Origin of the sequence: Acinetobacter sp. 22512, from assembly GCF_052044755.1 — a bacterium.
Classification (GTDB): Bacteria; Pseudomonadota; Gammaproteobacteria; order Pseudomonadales; family Moraxellaceae; genus Acinetobacter; species Acinetobacter pittii.
Window position 1 is genome coordinate 16,955 of the sequence record NZ_JBQENP010000008.1, and the last position, 16,705, is coordinate 33,659.

The 16,705-nt window shown below is 37.4% G+C and carries 16 protein-coding genes; 3 read left to right on the forward strand and 13 right to left on the reverse strand.

Features of this window, described 5'->3' with window-relative positions; all coding sequences use genetic code 11:
- Positions 1 to 109: 109 nt before the first annotated feature.
- Both adeS and adeR read right to left on the reverse strand, forming a co-directional pair.
- Positions 110 to 1,174: a two-component sensor histidine kinase AdeS gene (gene adeS / locus ACTJJG_RS10320; protein ID WP_032052128.1), complete on the reverse strand. Its 1,065-nt coding sequence runs from the start codon at positions 1,172 to 1,174 to the stop codon at positions 110 to 112.
- Positions 1,164 to 1,895, reverse strand: coding sequence for an efflux system response regulator transcription factor AdeR (adeR, locus tag ACTJJG_RS10325; RefSeq protein ID WP_002113657.1), 732 nt, complete (start codon positions 1,893 to 1,895; stop codon positions 1,164 to 1,166). Before adeR ends, adeS begins: the two co-directional genes overlap by 11 nt.
- A 143-nt stretch (positions 1,896 to 2,038) precedes the next feature.
- Between adeR and ACTJJG_RS10330 the strand changes: the two genes are divergently transcribed.
- Both ACTJJG_RS10330 and ACTJJG_RS10335 read left to right on the forward strand, forming a co-directional pair.
- Entirely contained in the window at positions 2,039 to 3,205 is a 1,167-nt protein-coding gene (locus ACTJJG_RS10330) for an efflux RND transporter periplasmic adaptor subunit (RefSeq protein WP_032057592.1), read from the forward strand.
- Entirely contained in the window at positions 3,202 to 6,309 is a 3,108-nt protein-coding gene (locus tag ACTJJG_RS10335) for an AdeB/AdeJ family multidrug efflux RND transporter permease subunit (RefSeq protein ID WP_372552509.1), read from the forward strand. Before ACTJJG_RS10330 ends, ACTJJG_RS10335 begins: the two co-directional genes overlap by 4 nt.
- Positions 6,310 to 6,389: 80 nt before the next feature.
- Here the strand turns inward: ACTJJG_RS10335 and ACTJJG_RS10340 are convergent, their stop codons facing one another.
- The 8 genes from ACTJJG_RS10340 to pqqA all read right to left on the reverse strand — a co-directional run bounded on the left by ACTJJG_RS10340 (position 6,390) and on the right by pqqA (position 11,959).
- Entirely contained in the window at positions 6,390 to 6,626 is a 237-nt protein-coding gene (locus ACTJJG_RS10340) for a hypothetical protein (RefSeq protein ID WP_016806236.1), read from the reverse strand.
- 252 nt (positions 6,627 to 6,878) lie between these two features.
- On the reverse strand, positions 6,879 to 7,055 hold the full coding sequence (locus ACTJJG_RS10345; RefSeq protein WP_002113575.1) for a hypothetical protein: 177 nt from the start codon (positions 7,053 to 7,055) through the stop codon (positions 6,879 to 6,881).
- Positions 7,056 to 7,631: 576 nt separating this feature from the next.
- On the reverse strand, positions 7,632 to 8,684 hold the full coding sequence (locus ACTJJG_RS10350; RefSeq protein ID WP_032057589.1) for a dipeptidase: 1,053 nt from the start codon (positions 8,682 to 8,684) through the stop codon (positions 7,632 to 7,634).
- Between the two features lie 15 nt (positions 8,685 to 8,699).
- Positions 8,700 to 9,854, reverse strand: coding sequence for a pyrroloquinoline quinone biosynthesis protein PqqE (pqqE, locus tag ACTJJG_RS10355; RefSeq protein WP_032057588.1), 1,155 nt, complete (start codon positions 9,852 to 9,854; stop codon positions 8,700 to 8,702).
- Complete coding sequence (gene pqqD, locus ACTJJG_RS10360; RefSeq protein WP_005069244.1) at positions 9,851 to 10,135, reverse strand: pyrroloquinoline quinone biosynthesis peptide chaperone PqqD; 285 nt, start codon at positions 10,133 to 10,135, stop codon at positions 9,851 to 9,853. Before pqqD ends, pqqE begins: the two co-directional genes overlap by 4 nt.
- Positions 10,132 to 10,890 (reverse strand): pyrroloquinoline-quinone synthase PqqC, encoded by a 759-nt coding sequence (gene pqqC / locus ACTJJG_RS10365; RefSeq protein ID WP_032057587.1) that lies wholly within the window; start codon positions 10,888 to 10,890, stop codon positions 10,132 to 10,134. The genes pqqD and pqqC overlap by 4 nt, the downstream gene beginning before the upstream one ends.
- Before the next feature lie 8 nt (positions 10,891 to 10,898).
- Entirely contained in the window at positions 10,899 to 11,810 is a 912-nt protein-coding gene (gene pqqB, locus ACTJJG_RS10370) for a pyrroloquinoline quinone biosynthesis protein PqqB (RefSeq protein ID WP_032057585.1), read from the reverse strand.
- A 74-nt stretch (positions 11,811 to 11,884) separates the two neighbouring features.
- Entirely contained in the window at positions 11,885 to 11,959 is a 75-nt protein-coding gene (gene pqqA, locus ACTJJG_RS10375) for a pyrroloquinoline quinone precursor peptide PqqA (RefSeq protein WP_001982218.1), read from the reverse strand.
- 249 nt (positions 11,960 to 12,208) lie between these two features.
- Between pqqA and ACTJJG_RS10380 the strand changes: the two genes are divergently transcribed.
- On the forward strand, positions 12,209 to 13,999 hold the full coding sequence (locus ACTJJG_RS10380; protein ID WP_440608939.1) for a bifunctional metallophosphatase/5'-nucleotidase: 1,791 nt from the start codon (positions 12,209 to 12,211) through the stop codon (positions 13,997 to 13,999).
- Positions 14,000 to 14,067: 68 nt separating this feature from the next.
- Here ACTJJG_RS10380 and ACTJJG_RS10385 read toward each other — a convergent pair whose 3' ends face one another.
- The 3 genes from ACTJJG_RS10385 to ACTJJG_RS10395 all read right to left on the reverse strand — a co-directional run bounded on the left by ACTJJG_RS10385 (position 14,068) and on the right by ACTJJG_RS10395 (position 16,442).
- On the reverse strand, positions 14,068 to 14,469 hold the full coding sequence (locus ACTJJG_RS10385; RefSeq protein WP_005069251.1) for a transcriptional repressor: 402 nt from the start codon (positions 14,467 to 14,469) through the stop codon (positions 14,068 to 14,070).
- Between the two features lie 471 nt (positions 14,470 to 14,940).
- Positions 14,941 to 15,603, reverse strand: a complete 663-nt coding sequence (locus tag ACTJJG_RS10390; protein ID WP_032003629.1) for an isochorismatase family protein — start codon at positions 15,601 to 15,603, stop codon at positions 14,941 to 14,943.
- Positions 15,604 to 15,671: 68 nt separating this feature from the next.
- Entirely contained in the window at positions 15,672 to 16,442 is a 771-nt protein-coding gene (locus tag ACTJJG_RS10395; protein ID WP_002113769.1) for an SDR family oxidoreductase, read from the reverse strand.
- Positions 16,443 to 16,705 lie beyond the last annotated feature (263 nt).

The window sequence follows — 16,705 nt, forward strand, 5'->3', positions numbered from 1 at the left end:
TATTTACTTAAAAATTTTATATACAAATTATCCTATTTTTTAGTTAATCACGAGTCATGAAATGCAATTTCTCTTAATTAAAGCGTTAAAGGTTGTACAAAAGCGATCATTATTGAGGAATGCTTATTCTAAAAATGCTATGTGAGTGTTGATTTAAATAATCGACTTGACCTTTATGGGCAATGACAAGGGCTTGTACAACCGAAAGACCTAACCCAGTGCCGCCTAACTCTTTATTTCTTGATTGTTCTAACCTGAAAAAAGGGTTAAATAAATCTTTACGATGCTCAGCTGAAATGCCTGGTCCTTCATCTTCTATTTCAAGAATCCAGTTAGTTTGTTCTTGTCTCGTTGAAACAATTAACTTTCCCGGATTTGCATAACGTGTAGCATTATCCAGTAAAGCAATTAAAATCTGTTCAATTCGCCGTTGATCACACTCAACTTTTGGCGCTTCAATATCGAAAATGACTTTAAGCTGAGCTTTTTCTAATTTTTCTTCAAACATGTGCACGACTTTGTGAGCAGTTTCATTAAAACAAATCGTTTCGAAGTTAAGTCTAAGCTGTTGGTTTTCAAAAAGACTCAATGTACGTAAATCTTCGACTAGGTTTGAAAGACCTTCTACTTGATTCAGTAAGTTTTTAAATAAAATAGGGTCAGCTTCAAAAACACCATCAATAATCCCCTGCAACCTACCTTGCAAAATGGTGACTGGCGTTCTTAACTCATGTGCAATTGCGGCATTCCAGACATGAGCATTTTCAACTGAGGCTTCCAGTTTTTGAGCCATATCATTAAAATTATCCATGAGCTCACCAATTTCAGAAGAATGATGCGTCGGTTTTTCAACTCGTGCGCTTAAATCCCCATGACTAATTTTCTTAGCTGCATCGGCTAATAGATTAATAGGCACGATAAAGCGTTGAGCAAGCTTGATGCCTAAAATAATTGATAATGCTGTGCCAAATAGAAGCACGGCGAATAACCATATACCATCTAGATAGTGAAAAAACTCATCACTTTCTTTCAGCTTTTCGAGAGAAATAAGCCCTACTTCAATTGCAACATAGTAGGTGCCATAACCTAAAATTAGCGAACTCAGCGTAACACTTAGACTGGTAAAGCTCAGTGCAATAATCAGTTGTTTACTAATGCCCGTTTTATTTTTCATGTGGATGATCCAACCTGTAGCCTACACCGCGAACATTGATGAGCATATTTCGTAAACCCAGATCTTCTATTTTCTTTCGTAGCTTACTGACATGACTATCGACCGTACGTTCTAATGCATCTCGATCTGGTAGACACTGATTCATGAGCTCTGAACGAGTAAAGACTTTATGAGGATGCGGTAACATCAGTAATAAAATTTTGTACTCAGTTAGAGTTAAATTGAGTGTTTGTTTTTGATCGCCCGAATGGATGTAAGCAGTATGAATTTCGGTATTCACCTCAATATTTTTATAAATCAGATTTCGGTTAGGAGTTTGCTGGTTTTGTTGAGTACGTCTTAGTACTGCTTGTACACGTGCGACCACTTCATTTGGGTTAAAGGGTTTTACGACAAAGTCGTCTGCTCCAATTCTTAAAGCCATGACTTTATCAATTTCTTGATCTAAAGCCGTAAGCATAATGACTGGTGTTGCTGCTTTTTGCCGAATTTTATTCAGTACTTCCCACCCGCTCAGTTCCGGCATTTTTATATCGAGAATCACCAGATCAATAGGCTGCGCTGCGTGTATTTCAATTGCCTGCTTACCATTCATAGCCCGTACAACACGCATACCCTCACGCTTAAGATAATGTTCAATAATATCGCCAATATCATATTCATCTTCTACAACAAGAATAAGCTTATCCTGACAATTAAACGTAAAGGTTGACTCGAACATAGCAATAAGACGTGGGAAAAATTTGATTTATCATACGCGTATTTTTTGATAGATCTCCACACTTTTTCCACATATTCGTGATTTTGGTTACACACACATCAAAAATAATGCCAGCATCTAGAAGTCCATTAGGTGTTATAAAAGTGCAAAAGCATTTTTTAGTTCCATTCGTTTTATCTTTCGTTTTTGTGTTAAACGGCTGTGGCAATGAACAAGTAAGTGATCAAACACATGTATCTACGGCTAAGGTTACCGTTATTTCAATTCAACCGCAGTCTATTAACTTTAGTGAAAATCTACCGGCGCGCGTTCACGCTTTCAGAACTGCCGAAATTCGTCCTCAAGTTGGCGGTATTATCGAAAAAGTTTTATTCGCTCAAGGTAGTGAAGTTAAAGCTGGACAACCTCTATACAAAATAAACTCAGAAACATTTGAGGCTGATGTAAATAGTAATCGAGCGGGTTTAAATAAAGCTGAAGCAGAAGTAAACCGCTTAAAAATACAACTTGAGCGTTATCAGCAACTTTTACCAAGTAATGCGATTAGCAAGCAAGAAGTAAGTAATGTCGAAGCGCAATATCGACAAGCGATTGCAGATGTTGCTCAAATGAAAGCATTATTAGCTCGACAAAATCTTAATTTACAGTATGCGACAGTGCGAGCACCGATTTCCGGACGTATTGGTAAATCATTCGTAACAGAAGGCGCTTTGGTTAGTCAGGCTGATAGCAATACTATGGCGACCATTCAACAAATTGACCGCGTTTATGTCGATGTAAAGCAGTCTATTGGAGAATATGAGCGCCTACAGGCGGCTCTACAAAGTGGTGAGTTGTCTGCCAACAATCAAAAAGCTGTACAGATTTTGAATAGTTTGGGACAGCCCTATAATGTTACAGCAAAAATGCTGTTTGAAGATATTAATGTGGACCCTGAAACTGGGGATGTCACCATTCGTATTGAAGTGACCAATCCTGAAAGAAAATTACTGCCGGGTATGTATGTCCGCGTTAATATTGAGCGTGCTTCGGTTCCTCAGGCCTTACTCGTGCCAGAACAAGCTATTCAGCGCAATATGAATGGCGATCCTCAAGTTTATGTAGTGAATGCCAAAGGTGGCGCAGATGTTCGCTCAGTAGAGTTAGGGCAACAATATGAGCAGTTTTATCTCATCAATAAAGGGCTGAAAGCAGGCGAAAAAGTTGTCGTTGAAGGTATAGAGCGTATCCAGCCCAACCAAAAACTAGCAATTTCAGCATGGAAAGCGGCCTCAACAGAAAATACGGTGAAGCAAGGAGATGCTAAATGATGTCTCAATTCTTTATTCACCGTCCTGTTTTTGCATGGGTAATTGCAATTTTTATCATTCTATTTGGTGTGCTGAGTATTCCAAAGTTACCCATTGCACGCTTTCCGAGTGTCGCTCCACCCGAAGTGAACATTACAGCAAGTTATCCTGGCGCTACTCCCAAAACGATTAATGATAGTGTGATTACCCTCATTGAACGGGAAATGTCAGGAGTAAAAAACTTACTCTACTATAGTGCTACAACGGATTCTTCAGGAACCGCTGAAATTACCGCGACATTTAAACCCGGTACCGATGTGGATATGGCACAAGTCGACGTACAAAACAAAATTAAAGCGGTTGAAGCACGCTTACCCCAAGTCGTCCGCCAACAAGGCTTAGCTGTAGAGGCATCGTCCTCAGGCTTTTTAATGCTTGTCGGTTTAAACTCACCTAACCATCGTTATTCAGAAGTCGATTTAAGCGATTATCTGGTTCGTAATGTGGTCGAAGAGCTTAAACGTGTTGACGGTGTCGGAAAAATTCAGTCCTTTGGTGCTGAAAAAGCGATGCGAATTTGGGTAGACCCAAATAAATTAGTTTCTTATGGTCTATCGATTAGTGATGTAAATAATGCGATTCGTAACAATAATATCGATATTGCACCAGGTAGACTTGGTGATCGTCCTCTAGTTAATGGTCAATTAATTACCATACCTTTATCCGCTCAAGGACAGCTTGAAAATGTAGAGCAGTTCAAAAATATTAGTCTAAAGAGCAATATTAGCGGCGCCAATATTAAGTTGTCGGATGTCGCCGATGTAGAAATGGGAGCTCAGTCATATAATTTTGCGATTTTAGAAAATGGTAAACCTGCAACAGCTGCGGCCATTCAGTTGAGCCCTGGTGCAAATGCAGTAAAAACAGCAGATGCGGTAAAACAGAAACTTGAAGAACTAAAAGTAAATTTACCTGAAGGCATGCAATTTAGCGTTCCTTACGATACTGCACCTTTTGTTAAAATTTCGATAGAAAAGGTCGTTCATACATTAATTGAAGCCATGGTTTTGGTCTTCATTGTGATGTATCTATTTCTTCATAATGTTCGCTATACCTTAATTCCTGCGATTGTCGCTCCAATTGCCCTGCTTGGCACCTTTACCATCATGCTTTTAACCGGTTACTCAATTAATGTGTTAACTATGTTCGGTATGGTGCTTGCGATCGGGATTATTGTCGATGACGCGATTGTAGTCGTTGAGAATGTAGAACGAATTATGGCAACCGAAGGTCTATCTCCTAAAGAAGCGACTTCTAAAGCCATGACAGAGATTACCAGTCCGATTATTGGTATTACCTTGGTGTTGGCAGCCGTATTTTTACCAATGGCTTTAGCAAGTGGTTCGGTCGGTATTATTTACCGCCAATTTACCATTACGATGTCAGTCTCAATTTTATTCTCGGCATTTTTAGCTTTAACACTCACCCCTGCACTTTGTGCAACCTTATTAAAACCTGTTGATGCAAATCATCAAAAGAAAGGTTTTTATGCATGGTTTGATCGTAGCTTTGATAAAGTCACAAAAAAATATGAAGCGATTTTACTTAAAGTCGTTAAACATACTATTCCGACTTTAATTATTTTTGTGGTGATTACAGGTTTAACTTTTGCAGGCATGAAATATTGGCCAACTGCTTTTATGCCAGAGGAAGATCAAGGCTGGTTTTTAACGTCGTTCCAATTACCTTCAGATGCGACTGCTGAACGTACAACAAAAATTGTGAAAGATTTTGAAAACCATTTAAATGAGCAGTCGGATGTTAAAAGCAATATTTCAATTATGGGTTGGGGATTTAGTGGCGCTGGCCAAAACGTTGCACTCGCTTTTACAACCTTAAAAGATTTTGGCGAGCGTGATAAATCTACTACTGACTATACCAACTTCATAAATGCAGAAATGGCAAACAGTAAAGAAGGTACAACTATGTCTGTACTTCCCCCTGCCATTGATGAATTGGGTACATCTTCAGGCTTTAGTTTGCGTTTACAAGACAAAGCAAATTTAGGAATGCCTGCTTTAATTTCGGCCCAAGAAAAGCTTATGGAAATGGCGGCCCAAAACAAAAAATTTTACATGGTTTACCCAGAAGGTTTACCTCAAGGTGACAATATTAGCTTGAAGATCGACCGCGAGAAATTAAACACTCTAGGAGTAAGCTTTGCTTCTGTTTCGGATATTATTTCGACCTCAATGGGATCGATGTATATCAATGATTTTCCAAATCAAGGCAGAATGCAGCAAGTTATTGTTCAAGCCAATGCAAAATCACGAATGCATTTAAAAGATATCTTGAGTTTAAAGGTTGCAGGCGCAAACGGACAACTGGTGTCTTTATCCGAGGTCGTGATTCCTCAGTGGAATAAGTTGCCGCAGCAATATAATCGCTACAATGGCCGACCATCATTAAGTATCGCTGGAGTGCCTAACATAGGGGTATCTTCAGGTGATGCGATGCGAGAAATGGAAAAGTTAATTGCTAAACTTCCTCAAGGTATTGGTTATGAGTGGACAGGCATTTCACTACAAGAAAAGCAATCTGAATCTCAAATGGTATTTCTTATTGCTTTATCAATGTTAGTCGTGTTTTTAGTTTTAGCTGCACTTTATGAAAGTTGGTCAATTCCGTTATCTGTCATGCTTGTTGTTCCTTTAGGAATCTTTGGTGCAATATTAGCCATTATGTTAAGAGGAATGCCAAACGATATTTTCTTCAAAATTGGTCTTATCACTATTATTGGTTTATCTGCCAAAAATGCGATCTTAATTGTTGAGTTTGCAAAGATGCTCAAAGAAGAAGGCATGACTTTAATTGAAGCAGCCGTTGCAGCAGCAAAGTTACGCCTACGCCCAATTTTGATGACTTCCCTTGACTTTACCTGTGGTGTTATCCCATTGGTCATTGCAACTGGAGCAAGTTCGGAAACTCAGCATGCATTAGGTACAGGGGTATTTGGAGGTATGATATCTGCCACCATCTTGGCCATCTTTTTTGTTCCCGTGTTCTTTATTTTTGTGTTGGGAGCCGCAGAGAAACTATTTTCCAAAAAGAAAATTAATTCTTAGTTAAGTGGGTTGAGGCGAAACGTATCTATGTTTCGCCTCAATGACTTAGAAATATGAAAAGTCTACTGACAGGAAAACGATTAAGAATTAAGGACTTTAAAGACTTTACCTGTTCTAGGATGAGCAAAGCTATTATCTGGATCTAAATTGATGACTTTATCCGAAATCACAATTTTAGAAAGTGGTAACCAGCTCTGTTCCAATTCAACGTCTATAAAGTTTTTTTCATTGATATTTTCATAAATTTGTTCGACAACGATTTCCATACCACACATACTTTTAGCATTCACTTCTTTTAAGATATGGCGTTTTGACATACTAGTCTCCATTTTTTTATTATCCGCATCGACAATAATAAAGATTGCACTGATACAATATGTAAATTTTAATAATGAAAGTGTTTTCTTTGTTCTAATCATATTTTTGTAATAATTAAATGAATAGTTGAGTGATTATTTAATTTAAATATTATTTTTAAGTTAATCTATTCAATGTAAATATTACTTATTAAAAAATTTACTTTTAATCAAAATTAAAGGGTTCATTAACTGAACCCTTTTTATTTAATTCTAAACTTGTACTGCGTTATCCAGCGAACCATCATCTTTATTTTTAGCAGTGTCTTTACTAATCAATGAGTCTGTATCACTATCCGTGGTAAAGCTTTTGCTATTTTTTTGCTTTTTCTTGTACATACACATCCCAATCGCGATACCTGTTCCCAATACTATAATTGACTTTAACATTTTGCACCTCTTCGATTAACGGAGTAACTTTTGAGAAATTAGCTTAAATTAATAGCATAAAATTTGTTATTTAACGGCTTTGATTTGCTCCGCTTTTGTAAGGTGTTTATTTTTTATGTTAATTGAAGAGAAAAATAATCCCGAAAAATAAATTTTGATACAAAGCAAAAAGCCTATTCTAAAAAGAATAGGCTTTTCACTGTATTTCAGGATTAAGCAGTATTATGAATCGCTTTATGCAATCTTATTATCTTTAAAAATATATTACAAATGTATTTAATGCTGAACTTTTAGTCAAGATGGGATTGAGGGTTTTTACCAATAATTAGTGATTATTGTGATGACTGTCACGTTTATATAATTAGGATAAAAAAACCCATTTCTACTTCTCATAAAGAAATGGGTGATGTGAAAACCACAAAAGACCTGAAATACCAAATGTTCTTACATTCAGTAAGATTGAGTGTAGTGAATATACCGAATGGTTGACAATTAAACTGTTTGTATTTTTTTTAGTCATTTCGGCCAATAAAAAAATAGTTATGATTCTGTAGATTAACTCTGTTTAGACATTCATTATTGACCAAAAATTCTATTAAGCACCCTCACCCAATTATTAAGACATATATTTTCAATCAGTGTTTTAGAATAACCACGCTGTTGCATACGTTCAATTAAGCGATGTAGGCCTGTCACATCTTCAAGTTCAGTACCTATAAGTGCACCATCGAAGTCTGAACCAAAGCCCACATGTTCTTCGCCCAAATGATCCATTAAATATTCTAAATGTTCCAAAATTACATCAATCGATGTATCTGCATTTCGTTGTCCATCTGACCGTAAAAAAGCGACATCGAAATTTACGCCTACCATCCCTTTACTTTCCCTTATTGCTTTGAGTTGTGGGTCAGTTAAGTTGCGAGCTTGAGGACATAAAGCATGTGAATTAGAGTGTGTTGCTACAATTGGCTGCTGCAATATATCTACAGTATTCCAAAAAGCTTTCTCATTCATATGTGAAACATCAATCACCATCTTTTTATTGGCACAGCGTCTTATAAAATCTTTGCCATCGCTAGTAAGACCTGCTCCAGTGTCAGGTGAGTGAGGAAACTTAGCATTTAAACCATGTCCAAAACGACTAGGTCTATTCCAGAGGGGGCCAATACTACGTAAGCCTCTTTCATAAAATACATCGAGTAAATCAGGATTTTGTTGTAAAGCTTCTGCACCTTCCATATGCAATACAATTGCTAGCTTTTTCTCTGCTCTGCAATCTTGAATATCTTGAACCGAGGTGCAAATTTTAATATTTTTAGAATACTGAGCAAGTTGGTGAGCTAAATCGAGTTGTTCCAAGCAAATTTGTTCAATTTGCTGTTGCGTAAAATCAGAAGCATTCTGATCAAATAATTTATTGGAATGATGCTGTTGCACATAGCTATATGGTGGTAAAAAAATCGCAAACATTCCACCAATAAAACCAGCCTCTTGACAGCGTTTTAAATCAAGATGGCCTACTAAACGTTCATGAATAAAAGCATGTACAGGATCTGGATAGTCACTTAGCCATAAACGTGTTAATGCGTCATTATGTCCATCAAAAACTGGAATATGGCGAGGCTTCATGAGTATTCCTACTTGCTATATATCTGTAATAGTGTGGACTGGAATATTTTGGGTGGTGCTTAAAGATTTAGAGTTTCTACTATTACGAAATACTAAATTTTGCAAAGGTGCAGCCAACTGACTTTCTGCCCGTGCTTGTTCAATCATTTGATGATACGGCGATTTCCCACATACAGGATCGGCATTAGCCGCATCTCCAGTCAACATATAGGCCTGACAACGACATCCGCCAAAGTCACGGTCTTTATCGGGACAGCTACGGCACCCTTCTGGCATCCATGCATCGCCACGGAAATGATTAAATCCAGTTGACTTGTACCATATATCTGACAATTTATGTTCGCGGACATTTGGAAACGAAATTGGCAATTGTCGTGCTGCATGGCAAGGTAGCGCCATACCGTCTGGAGCAACTGTAAAGAAGATTTTACCCCAACCATTCATACAGGCTTTTGGTCGCTCTTCATAATAATCAGGCACTACAAAAATGAGTTTGCAAGGATGATTTTGCGCTTTTAATTTTTCTCGATATTCATTGGTAATCCGTTCAGCTCGTGTCAGTTGTTCTTGGGTGGGTAATAAACCTTGGCGGTTTAGAAAAGCCCATCCATAAAACTGACAAATTGCCAACTCGACTGTATCTGCATTGAGCTCAAGGCAAAGTTCAATGATTTGTTCAATCTGGTCAATGTTATGTCGATGAATAACAAAGTTAAGCACCATTGGATAATTGTATTTCTTAACCAATCGGCACATTTCATACTTTTGTTCAAAAGCATGCTTTGAACCTGCCAAGGCATCGTTTACAACAGGATCACTCGCTTGGAAGCTCACTTGAATGTGGTCTAAACCCGCTTGTTTTAAATCAGCAATACGTTGTTCGGTAAGGCCCATGCCTGAGGTAATGAGGTTGGTATAAAACCCTTGTTGATGAGCATGTGCAACGAGTTGTTCTAAATCCTGACGTACTAGAGGTTCACCGCCAGAAAAACCAAGTTGAACAGCACCCATTTGACGTGCTTGATCAAAAACATCAAACCATTCTTGAGTGGTTAGCTCATTTTTATGCTGAGCGTAGTCCAAGGGGTTTGAGCAATATGGGCATTGTAGCGGACAACGATAAGTTAACTCCGCTAATAACCATAAAGGCAGGCCAACACCTTCTGTCATACTAAATCAATCCAGTGTTGCTGCTGTGCGACCAGCATGTAATCCACTACATCTTGATCTATCTCAGCAATATCACCAAATTTTTGCTTTAACTGAGCAATAATTGCAGAAACATTTTGCTGCCCATCAATATATTGTCCAATTGCCCCTGCACTTTCATTTAATTTGATCATGCCTTCAGGATATAAAATCACAAAACCATTTTGAGCTGGCTCGAACTGAAAACGGTAACCTTGTCGCCATGTTGGCACAAGGTTTAAATCAAACTGCTCTTTATTCATTTAAATAGTCCTTTGTGCCAAACTCGGTTGCTTGTCACGCTGTGATACGGTGCTTCATTGTGAACATGTGCAAGTGTTAAAGCATCTAAAATGCTCCATAAAATATCCAGCTTAAACTGCAATATTTCAAGCATTCGTTCTTGTTGCTCAAAAGTTGTAAATGAATCAAGCGTAATCGTTAGACCATGTTCAACGTCACGGCGTGCCTGACTCAAACGAGAACGAAAATACTCATAGCCTTTATCATCAATCCATGGGTAATGTTGTGGCCATGAATCAAGTCTTGATTGATGAATTTGTGGAGCAAAAAGTTCAGTTAAAGAGCTGCTTGCTGCTTCACGCCATGAAGCACGGCGTGCAAAGTTTACATAAGCATCTACCGCGAAGCGAACGCCCGGTAAAACTAACTCTTCAGAAATAACTTGTTCACGACTCAAGCCCACAGCTTCAGCTAACCGTAGCCATGCTTCCCGACCACCGCCATCTGGATATTCACCATCTTGATCGATCATGCGTTGAATCCATTCTTGACGGACTCGTTGATCGGGGCAATTTGCCATAATCGCCGCATCTTTAAGCGGAATATTAATTTGATAGTAATATCGGTTTGCAACCCAAGCCTGAATTTGTTGCTGGGTCGCTTTACCTTCATACATCATCACATGAAATGGATGATAGATATGATAATACTGGCCTTTATCGATAATGGCTTGTTTGAATTGTTCAGTCGTTAAAGCTTCAGGTGTTTGAGTCATGTTTCACCTTAGAGTTCAATCTGCATGCCGTCATAGGCAACTTCTACGCCATTTGCTTTAAGCTCAGCAAACTGACTAGAGTTTTCATTTAAAATTGGATTGGTATTGTTAATATGAATCAGCACTTTTTTAGGTGTACTCAGCTTGTTTAAATAAGACAGTGAACCACCTTCGCCACTAATATATAAATGCCCCATTTCGCGGCCAGTTTTAGTTCCAACCCCTGTTTGTTGCATTTCATCGTCTGTCCAAAGCGTACCATCAATCATGACACAGTCTGAACTCTGCATAATCTGCATGATTTGATCGTCAATTTTTCCAAGACCCGGAGCATAGAACAACTGTTTTTGTGTCTTATGATCTTTGATAATTAAAGCGATATTGTCGCCATCATGTGGGTCATTTCGATGCGGTGAATATGGTGGAGCTGCACTTTTAATAATTAAGGGTAAAAATTCTAAATTTTCGAAACCATTAATTTTAAAAGCTTGTTTAGGGTTAATCTCATGATATTGAAGACCACCATTCCAGTGTTTGAGCATATTAAATACTGGAAAGCCGTTCGTTAAATCTTGGTGGACCATTTCTGTACACCATACATTCATTGGGCAACCTTCACGTAAGGTTAAAAGCCCAGTGGTATGGTCTAACTGACTGTCCATTAAAATAACGCTTGTTATTCCTGTATCACGTAATTTACGCGCTGGTTGCGCTGCTTTAAATTCGAAGAGTTGCTGACGGATATCAGGTGACGCGTTTAATAAAACCCAGTCTGTTCCATTTTCAGAAACAGCAATCGATGATTGAGTACGGGCTTTGGCTTGGATTGTACCTGTGCGCACACCATGACAATTCGGGCAATTACAATTCCACTGCGGAAACCCGCCTCCGGCAGCTGAACCTAAAACATAAATATACATAAAATTAATATCTTATTAGAAAGAGATAAGCCCTAGAACAAGACTAGGGCTTATGACATATTTGATGAAACTGATTAACGTGCTTCAAAGTACATTGTAACTTCAAAACCAATGCGTAAATCAGTAAAAGCTGGTTTAGTCCATTGCATAAATTATCTCCGGTTCATATTAATCTTATGAAATGAATCACTTGATTAAGATTTATAAGGCAATTAAAAATTTATTCTAAATAAAAAAATTGGGTTTGTAGACCACCCTTAGCTAAGATATTGTTCGATAATTGTGTTTTTTGTCCAAATTTTAATATTTCGAACATATTTACTTATTGGGTCTTTCATCAAACATTCATACTAAAAGCGTATTTTTTTATCCGTCTTAATTGATCAAATGATAAAAAAATGAAAAATTTAACAATACTTTTTAAAGTAACAACACTTTCTCTGGCTGTAGCATTATTGGTGGGATGTAATGACGATGATGATAATGACACAGCATCACCTGCCCAAAGAAGCAATCAAACCGTAAATATTTTAGCTTTTAATGACTTTCATGGAAATCTTGAGCCACCTAAGCGTTATGTCGAGGCACCAAATCCAAATGATGCTGCTCAATCTGTTCGTATTCCTGTGGGAGGAGTGAGTTACTTTGCCGATGCAATTAAAAAACTTAAAGCAGAAAATCCAAATAATGCTGTGGTTTCGGCAGGCGATTTAATTAGCGCCTCTCCTCTCACCTCTTCTTTATTTTTAGATGAACCAACCATTGAAGTCATGAATGATATTCAAATTGACTTTAATGCTGTAGGTAACCATGAATTTGATCGGGGTACAGACGAATTACGCCGTTTAAAAAATGGTGGATGTCAGCAATATACCAGCACTGCACCTTGTCAAATTAATAAAAATTTTAGTGGTGCAAAATTTGATTTCCTTGCGGCTAACGTCGCAATGAAAAATGACACCAGTAAAACGATCTTCCCAGCCTATAAAGTTAAAACTTATGGTGGAATTCCAGTTGCATTTATTGGTTTAACTCTTAAAGCGACGCCAAGTATTGTTTCTGCGGCAGGTATTAAAGACGTTGAGTTCCGTGATGAAGCAGATACAGTAAATGCGTTGATTCCTGAATTAAAAAAACAAGGAATTGAAGCCATTGTAGTCGTTGTCCATGAAGGTGCGGCGCCAAGTACGAAGCTCAATCAAAAAACATGTGATGGTTTAAGTGGTCCGATTTTAGGAATTTTGGATAAGCTTAATCCAGCAGTTGATATTGTTGTTTCAGGTCACACACATCAATCTTATATTTGTGACTATGCAACAAAAAATCCAGCTAAACCATTCTTACTTACTTCAGCTGGACAATATGGCACGCTCATTACTGACATCAAGATTGAATTAGATGGTAAAACTGGTGATGTCATTAAAAAAGATGCTAAACAAGTTCCTATACAAAGTGAGGCCTATACGTCTGGCACAACCACGGTAAGCCTGACAGACCTCTATCAAAAATTTAACAAAACCCCAAGCATTGAAGCGATTTTAGATAAATACCGCCAAGCTGTGACCACCATTTCAAGTCGTGTGGTTGGTACATCTACTGCCGTTGTGAGCCGTACTCAAGTCGAAAGTGGTGAAAGTCCGCTAGGTATTATGATTGCCGATGCTCAGCAAGCGGCTGCCTTAAAAGCAAGTAATCAAGGCTCAGACTTTACACTAATGAATCCAGGCGGTGTGCGTGCGGATCTGCTCATTAATAGTAATAACCAGATTACCTTTGGCGATGTTTTTGCAGTTCAACCTTTCGGTAACTCTATTGTGACTTTGAGCTTAACCGGTAAACAGATTAGAGATGTGCTTGAACAGCAATGGTCTGGTGCAAATGCAAATTCACCTAGAATTTTACAGCCATCTAAAGAGTTGAGTTACCAATATGCGGCAAATACATCTGTTTCACCACGAGCAAGTAATATTATGATTGCAGGTTCACCGTTGGTTGACACTAAAGTGTATCGCGTGACGGTAAATAGCTTCTTGGCAGATGGTGGTGACAACTTTACGGTATTAAAAGAAGGCCAAAACCGTGTCGGTGGTGGTCAAGATATTGAGGCGCTTGAAAACTATGTTGCTGAAAACTCTAAAGATTCACCTTTAACTATTCCAGCTACGACTCGAATTAAAGTTATCAAGTAACTGATTTAATGAGAATCAAAGGACAGTATGATGCTGTCCTTTATTTTTTATGGCACTTTAAAAGATTTTTATTCAGTATATAGATTGAGTTCAACACTACTGATATCGACTCCGGTATTTGCAAAAATAATATCAGTAACCTCATGAAGTAATTCTTTAACTTTGTCATGTTCAAAGTTCAAGGCTTCAGAGGTTTTGAGCGAAATGAGGTTACAACTCATCTTGTCTTTTCTAAGCTTATAAATACTTTTGCTTTTTCCTAAAAACACCCTTTTGATGAGTTTACGGTTTTCAAATTCCGACAAGATTCGATAAATCGTTCCTAGCGTTATTTTATGTTCATTTTTAATTTGCGTATAAATACTCACAGCACTTAAGCCTTGTGGATTTTGATTTAAAATTTCAAAAACCTGTATTCTCGATTTTTTTATGGGTAGTCCATTTAATAATGATTTTGAAGTTGCTGTCATGATTAATTAACCTTAATGTTGAAAAAATATAGAAATTTTTTAAAATTATTTTGTCTATACTTACTTGAAAATTATGGAAATGATTTGATGTATAAATCAGAGCTTATTACCCTATAAATAAGCTTTGAGCTGATTATAAGTTTCTGAATAATTTAATATTATTCCTACCTCACTATCTACATGTACGCGCTTGGTGAATAAAAGAATTCTTGAGCTGAACCATATGGCGACCCTCTTCATTAAGTCATTTTCCGACCTTATTCTATATAATGATTAACATATGATAAATATTATCATTTGTGTTTAGCGGTGTATCATATACATATAAGTTTTGATATTCAATATTAAGTAATTATCAAATACATAATGATAACCATTATATATTACTAAATAAGTATTCATTTCCACCCATATAAAAAGCAGATCGATGATCTGCTTTTTATATTTTAAATAGAATAAGTTAAATGACTATTATGCTAAAGATAGTACATCTTGTTCTTGCATCCATGCATGAATCACTTGTTGTGTTGTCATGACTTGAGCGCATCGTGTACTAGCATATTTTAACGCCATATCGTGCTCTTCTCGGCTAAAGTCAGCTAGTGCATCACCACATAAGAATGGCTGTATGTTTAGCATAAATGCTTCCGCAGCACTCATTAAACAACCAATATGTGCATATACACCACAGATAATGAGTTGATCGCGACCAGACTCCCGCATGAGTTGTTCGAGAGGTGAAAATTTAAAAACACTATATCTCCACTTGGTAAGAACCGTATCATTTTTTTGAGGTGAAATTTTTGGCAAAATCTGCGTAAAGCTCGGCTCGTTCTTTAAACCAGGTCCCCAAAAATCAGTTAATAATTGTCGATGTTCAGGTGATTGATTGCCGGGTTGTGCTGTATAAACAACGGGAATATTAGATTGATGAGCGGCGTCAATTAATGCTTTGGTGTTTTTAATGAGTTCTGGAATAGGTTCCTGAGTCAAGTCATAGAAATCTAAAAAATATTGCTGCATATCATGAACCAATAAAACAGCTCGATTGGTATGCAATGGCCAATTTGTTTTGTTGGGAGTAAATTCATGGGCTTGGGGCATACTATAACTTGCAATCTTTGGAATACTCATTAGTATTTTCCTTTTCTATTTTTCAAAATATTTTTTAATTTCAGATGGTTGTTGTGCTGAAGTAATCTTTAAACCCCAAGTGTCGCTCCCCCATCTACCACTATTTCTTGCATCGTAATTTGGGCAGCTTGGTCCGAAAGTAAAAAGATCACGGTATTGGCAATATCATCTGGTTGCGCGAGTTTTCTTAAGGGAATACCTGTTCGGTACTGACTCAAATCACCATCAATTACTGCAGGTGGAGGTGTATTATCAGTCCAGAGTTGTTGCTGCATTTGAGTGAGAGTAGATCCTGGTGAAACAATATTTAGCCTGACTTGATAAGGTGCAATTTCAAGTGCTAGATTGCGACAAAAATGACTCAGTGCGGCCTTAGTGGTGGCGTACATACCAAGTTGCATACGCGGCATGCGTGCACTATTTGAACTAATAGTGACAATACTGCCCTGCCTTTTTGCACAAAAATGTTTAGCAACTTGTTGGCTAATCGCAATAGGTGCCATGACATTGACCGCAAAAAGTGTTTCCCAATCTTCCGTTTTGGCTTCAAGCATGGAGCGCATAATTAATACTCCTGCTGCATTTACTAACCCCGTAATTTCGTATCTTTCTAAAAGCTCTGAAATTAAAGTTTGTGTTTCTTGTTGATGGGTAATGTCTTGTGAGATGCCTTGCCATTGTGAAGTTTGATCTGGCGTTATTGTTTTGCTGATATCCCATTGTTTAGGATTTTCTTGTCGGTCAATACCAATAACGTGATAGCCCTGATCTAGTAGTTGCTTGGCAATAGCCGCTCCTATCCCTCTTGCAGCACCTGTGACCACGATGGTAGAGCGCATGTGGATACTCCAATTTATATTATAAAGAAATCTATAAATATAATTGCAAATAATTATCATTCTTATCAATAGCAAATTAAGATAAAAGATTAATTTATGATCTCAGGTAAATGAGCTTTAGCTTAAAATTTTAAATTAAATTGTTGTTTTATATTAGTTTTATTAAATTAGAAGGTCAGAAATATTTTATTGTTAATAATCATTTTCAATAAAGCAGGTTTTGATTTATTCGGCTAAAATCAGATTTATGGTTTATCAAACCT

Coding starts and splice junctions, on each gene's coding strand:
- adeS (WP_032052128.1), bottom strand. CDS start 1,174: ATGAAAAATAAAACGGGCATTAGTAAACAACTGATTATTGCACTGAGC.
- adeR (WP_002113657.1), bottom strand. CDS start 1,895: ATGTTCGAGTCAACCTTTACGTTTAATTGTCAGGATAAGCTTATTCTT.
- ACTJJG_RS10335 (WP_372552509.1), top strand. CDS start 3,202: ATGATGTCTCAATTCTTTATTCACCGTCCTGTTTTTGCATGGGTAATT.
- ACTJJG_RS10340 (WP_016806236.1), bottom strand. CDS start 6,626: ATGTCAAAACGCCATATCTTAAAAGAAGTGAATGCTAAAAGTATGTGT.
- ACTJJG_RS10345 (WP_002113575.1), bottom strand. CDS start 7,055: ATGTTAAAGTCAATTATAGTATTGGGAACAGGTATCGCGATTGGGATG.
- ACTJJG_RS10350 (WP_032057589.1), bottom strand. CDS start 8,684: ATGAAGCCTCGCCATATTCCAGTTTTTGATGGACATAATGACGCATTA.
- pqqE (WP_032057588.1), bottom strand. CDS start 9,854: ATGACAGAAGGTGTTGGCCTGCCTTTATGGTTATTAGCGGAGTTAACT.
- pqqD (WP_005069244.1), bottom strand. CDS start 10,135: ATGAATAAAGAGCAGTTTGATTTAAACCTTGTGCCAACATGGCGACAA.
- pqqC (WP_032057587.1), bottom strand. CDS start 10,890: ATGACTCAAACACCTGAAGCTTTAACGACTGAACAATTCAAACAAGCC.
- pqqB (WP_032057585.1), bottom strand. CDS start 11,810: ATGTATATTTATGTTTTAGGTTCAGCTGCCGGAGGCGGGTTTCCGCAG.
- ACTJJG_RS10380 (WP_440608939.1), top strand. CDS start 12,209: ATGAAAAATTTAACAATACTTTTTAAAGTAACAACACTTTCTCTGGCT.
- ACTJJG_RS10385 (WP_005069251.1), bottom strand. CDS start 14,469: ATGACAGCAACTTCAAAATCATTATTAAATGGACTACCCATAAAAAAA.
- ACTJJG_RS10390 (WP_032003629.1), bottom strand. CDS start 15,603: ATGAGTATTCCAAAGATTGCAAGTTATAGTATGCCCCAAGCCCATGAA.
- ACTJJG_RS10395 (WP_002113769.1), bottom strand. CDS start 16,442: ATGCGCTCTACCATCGTGGTCACAGGTGCTGCAAGAGGGATAGGAGCG.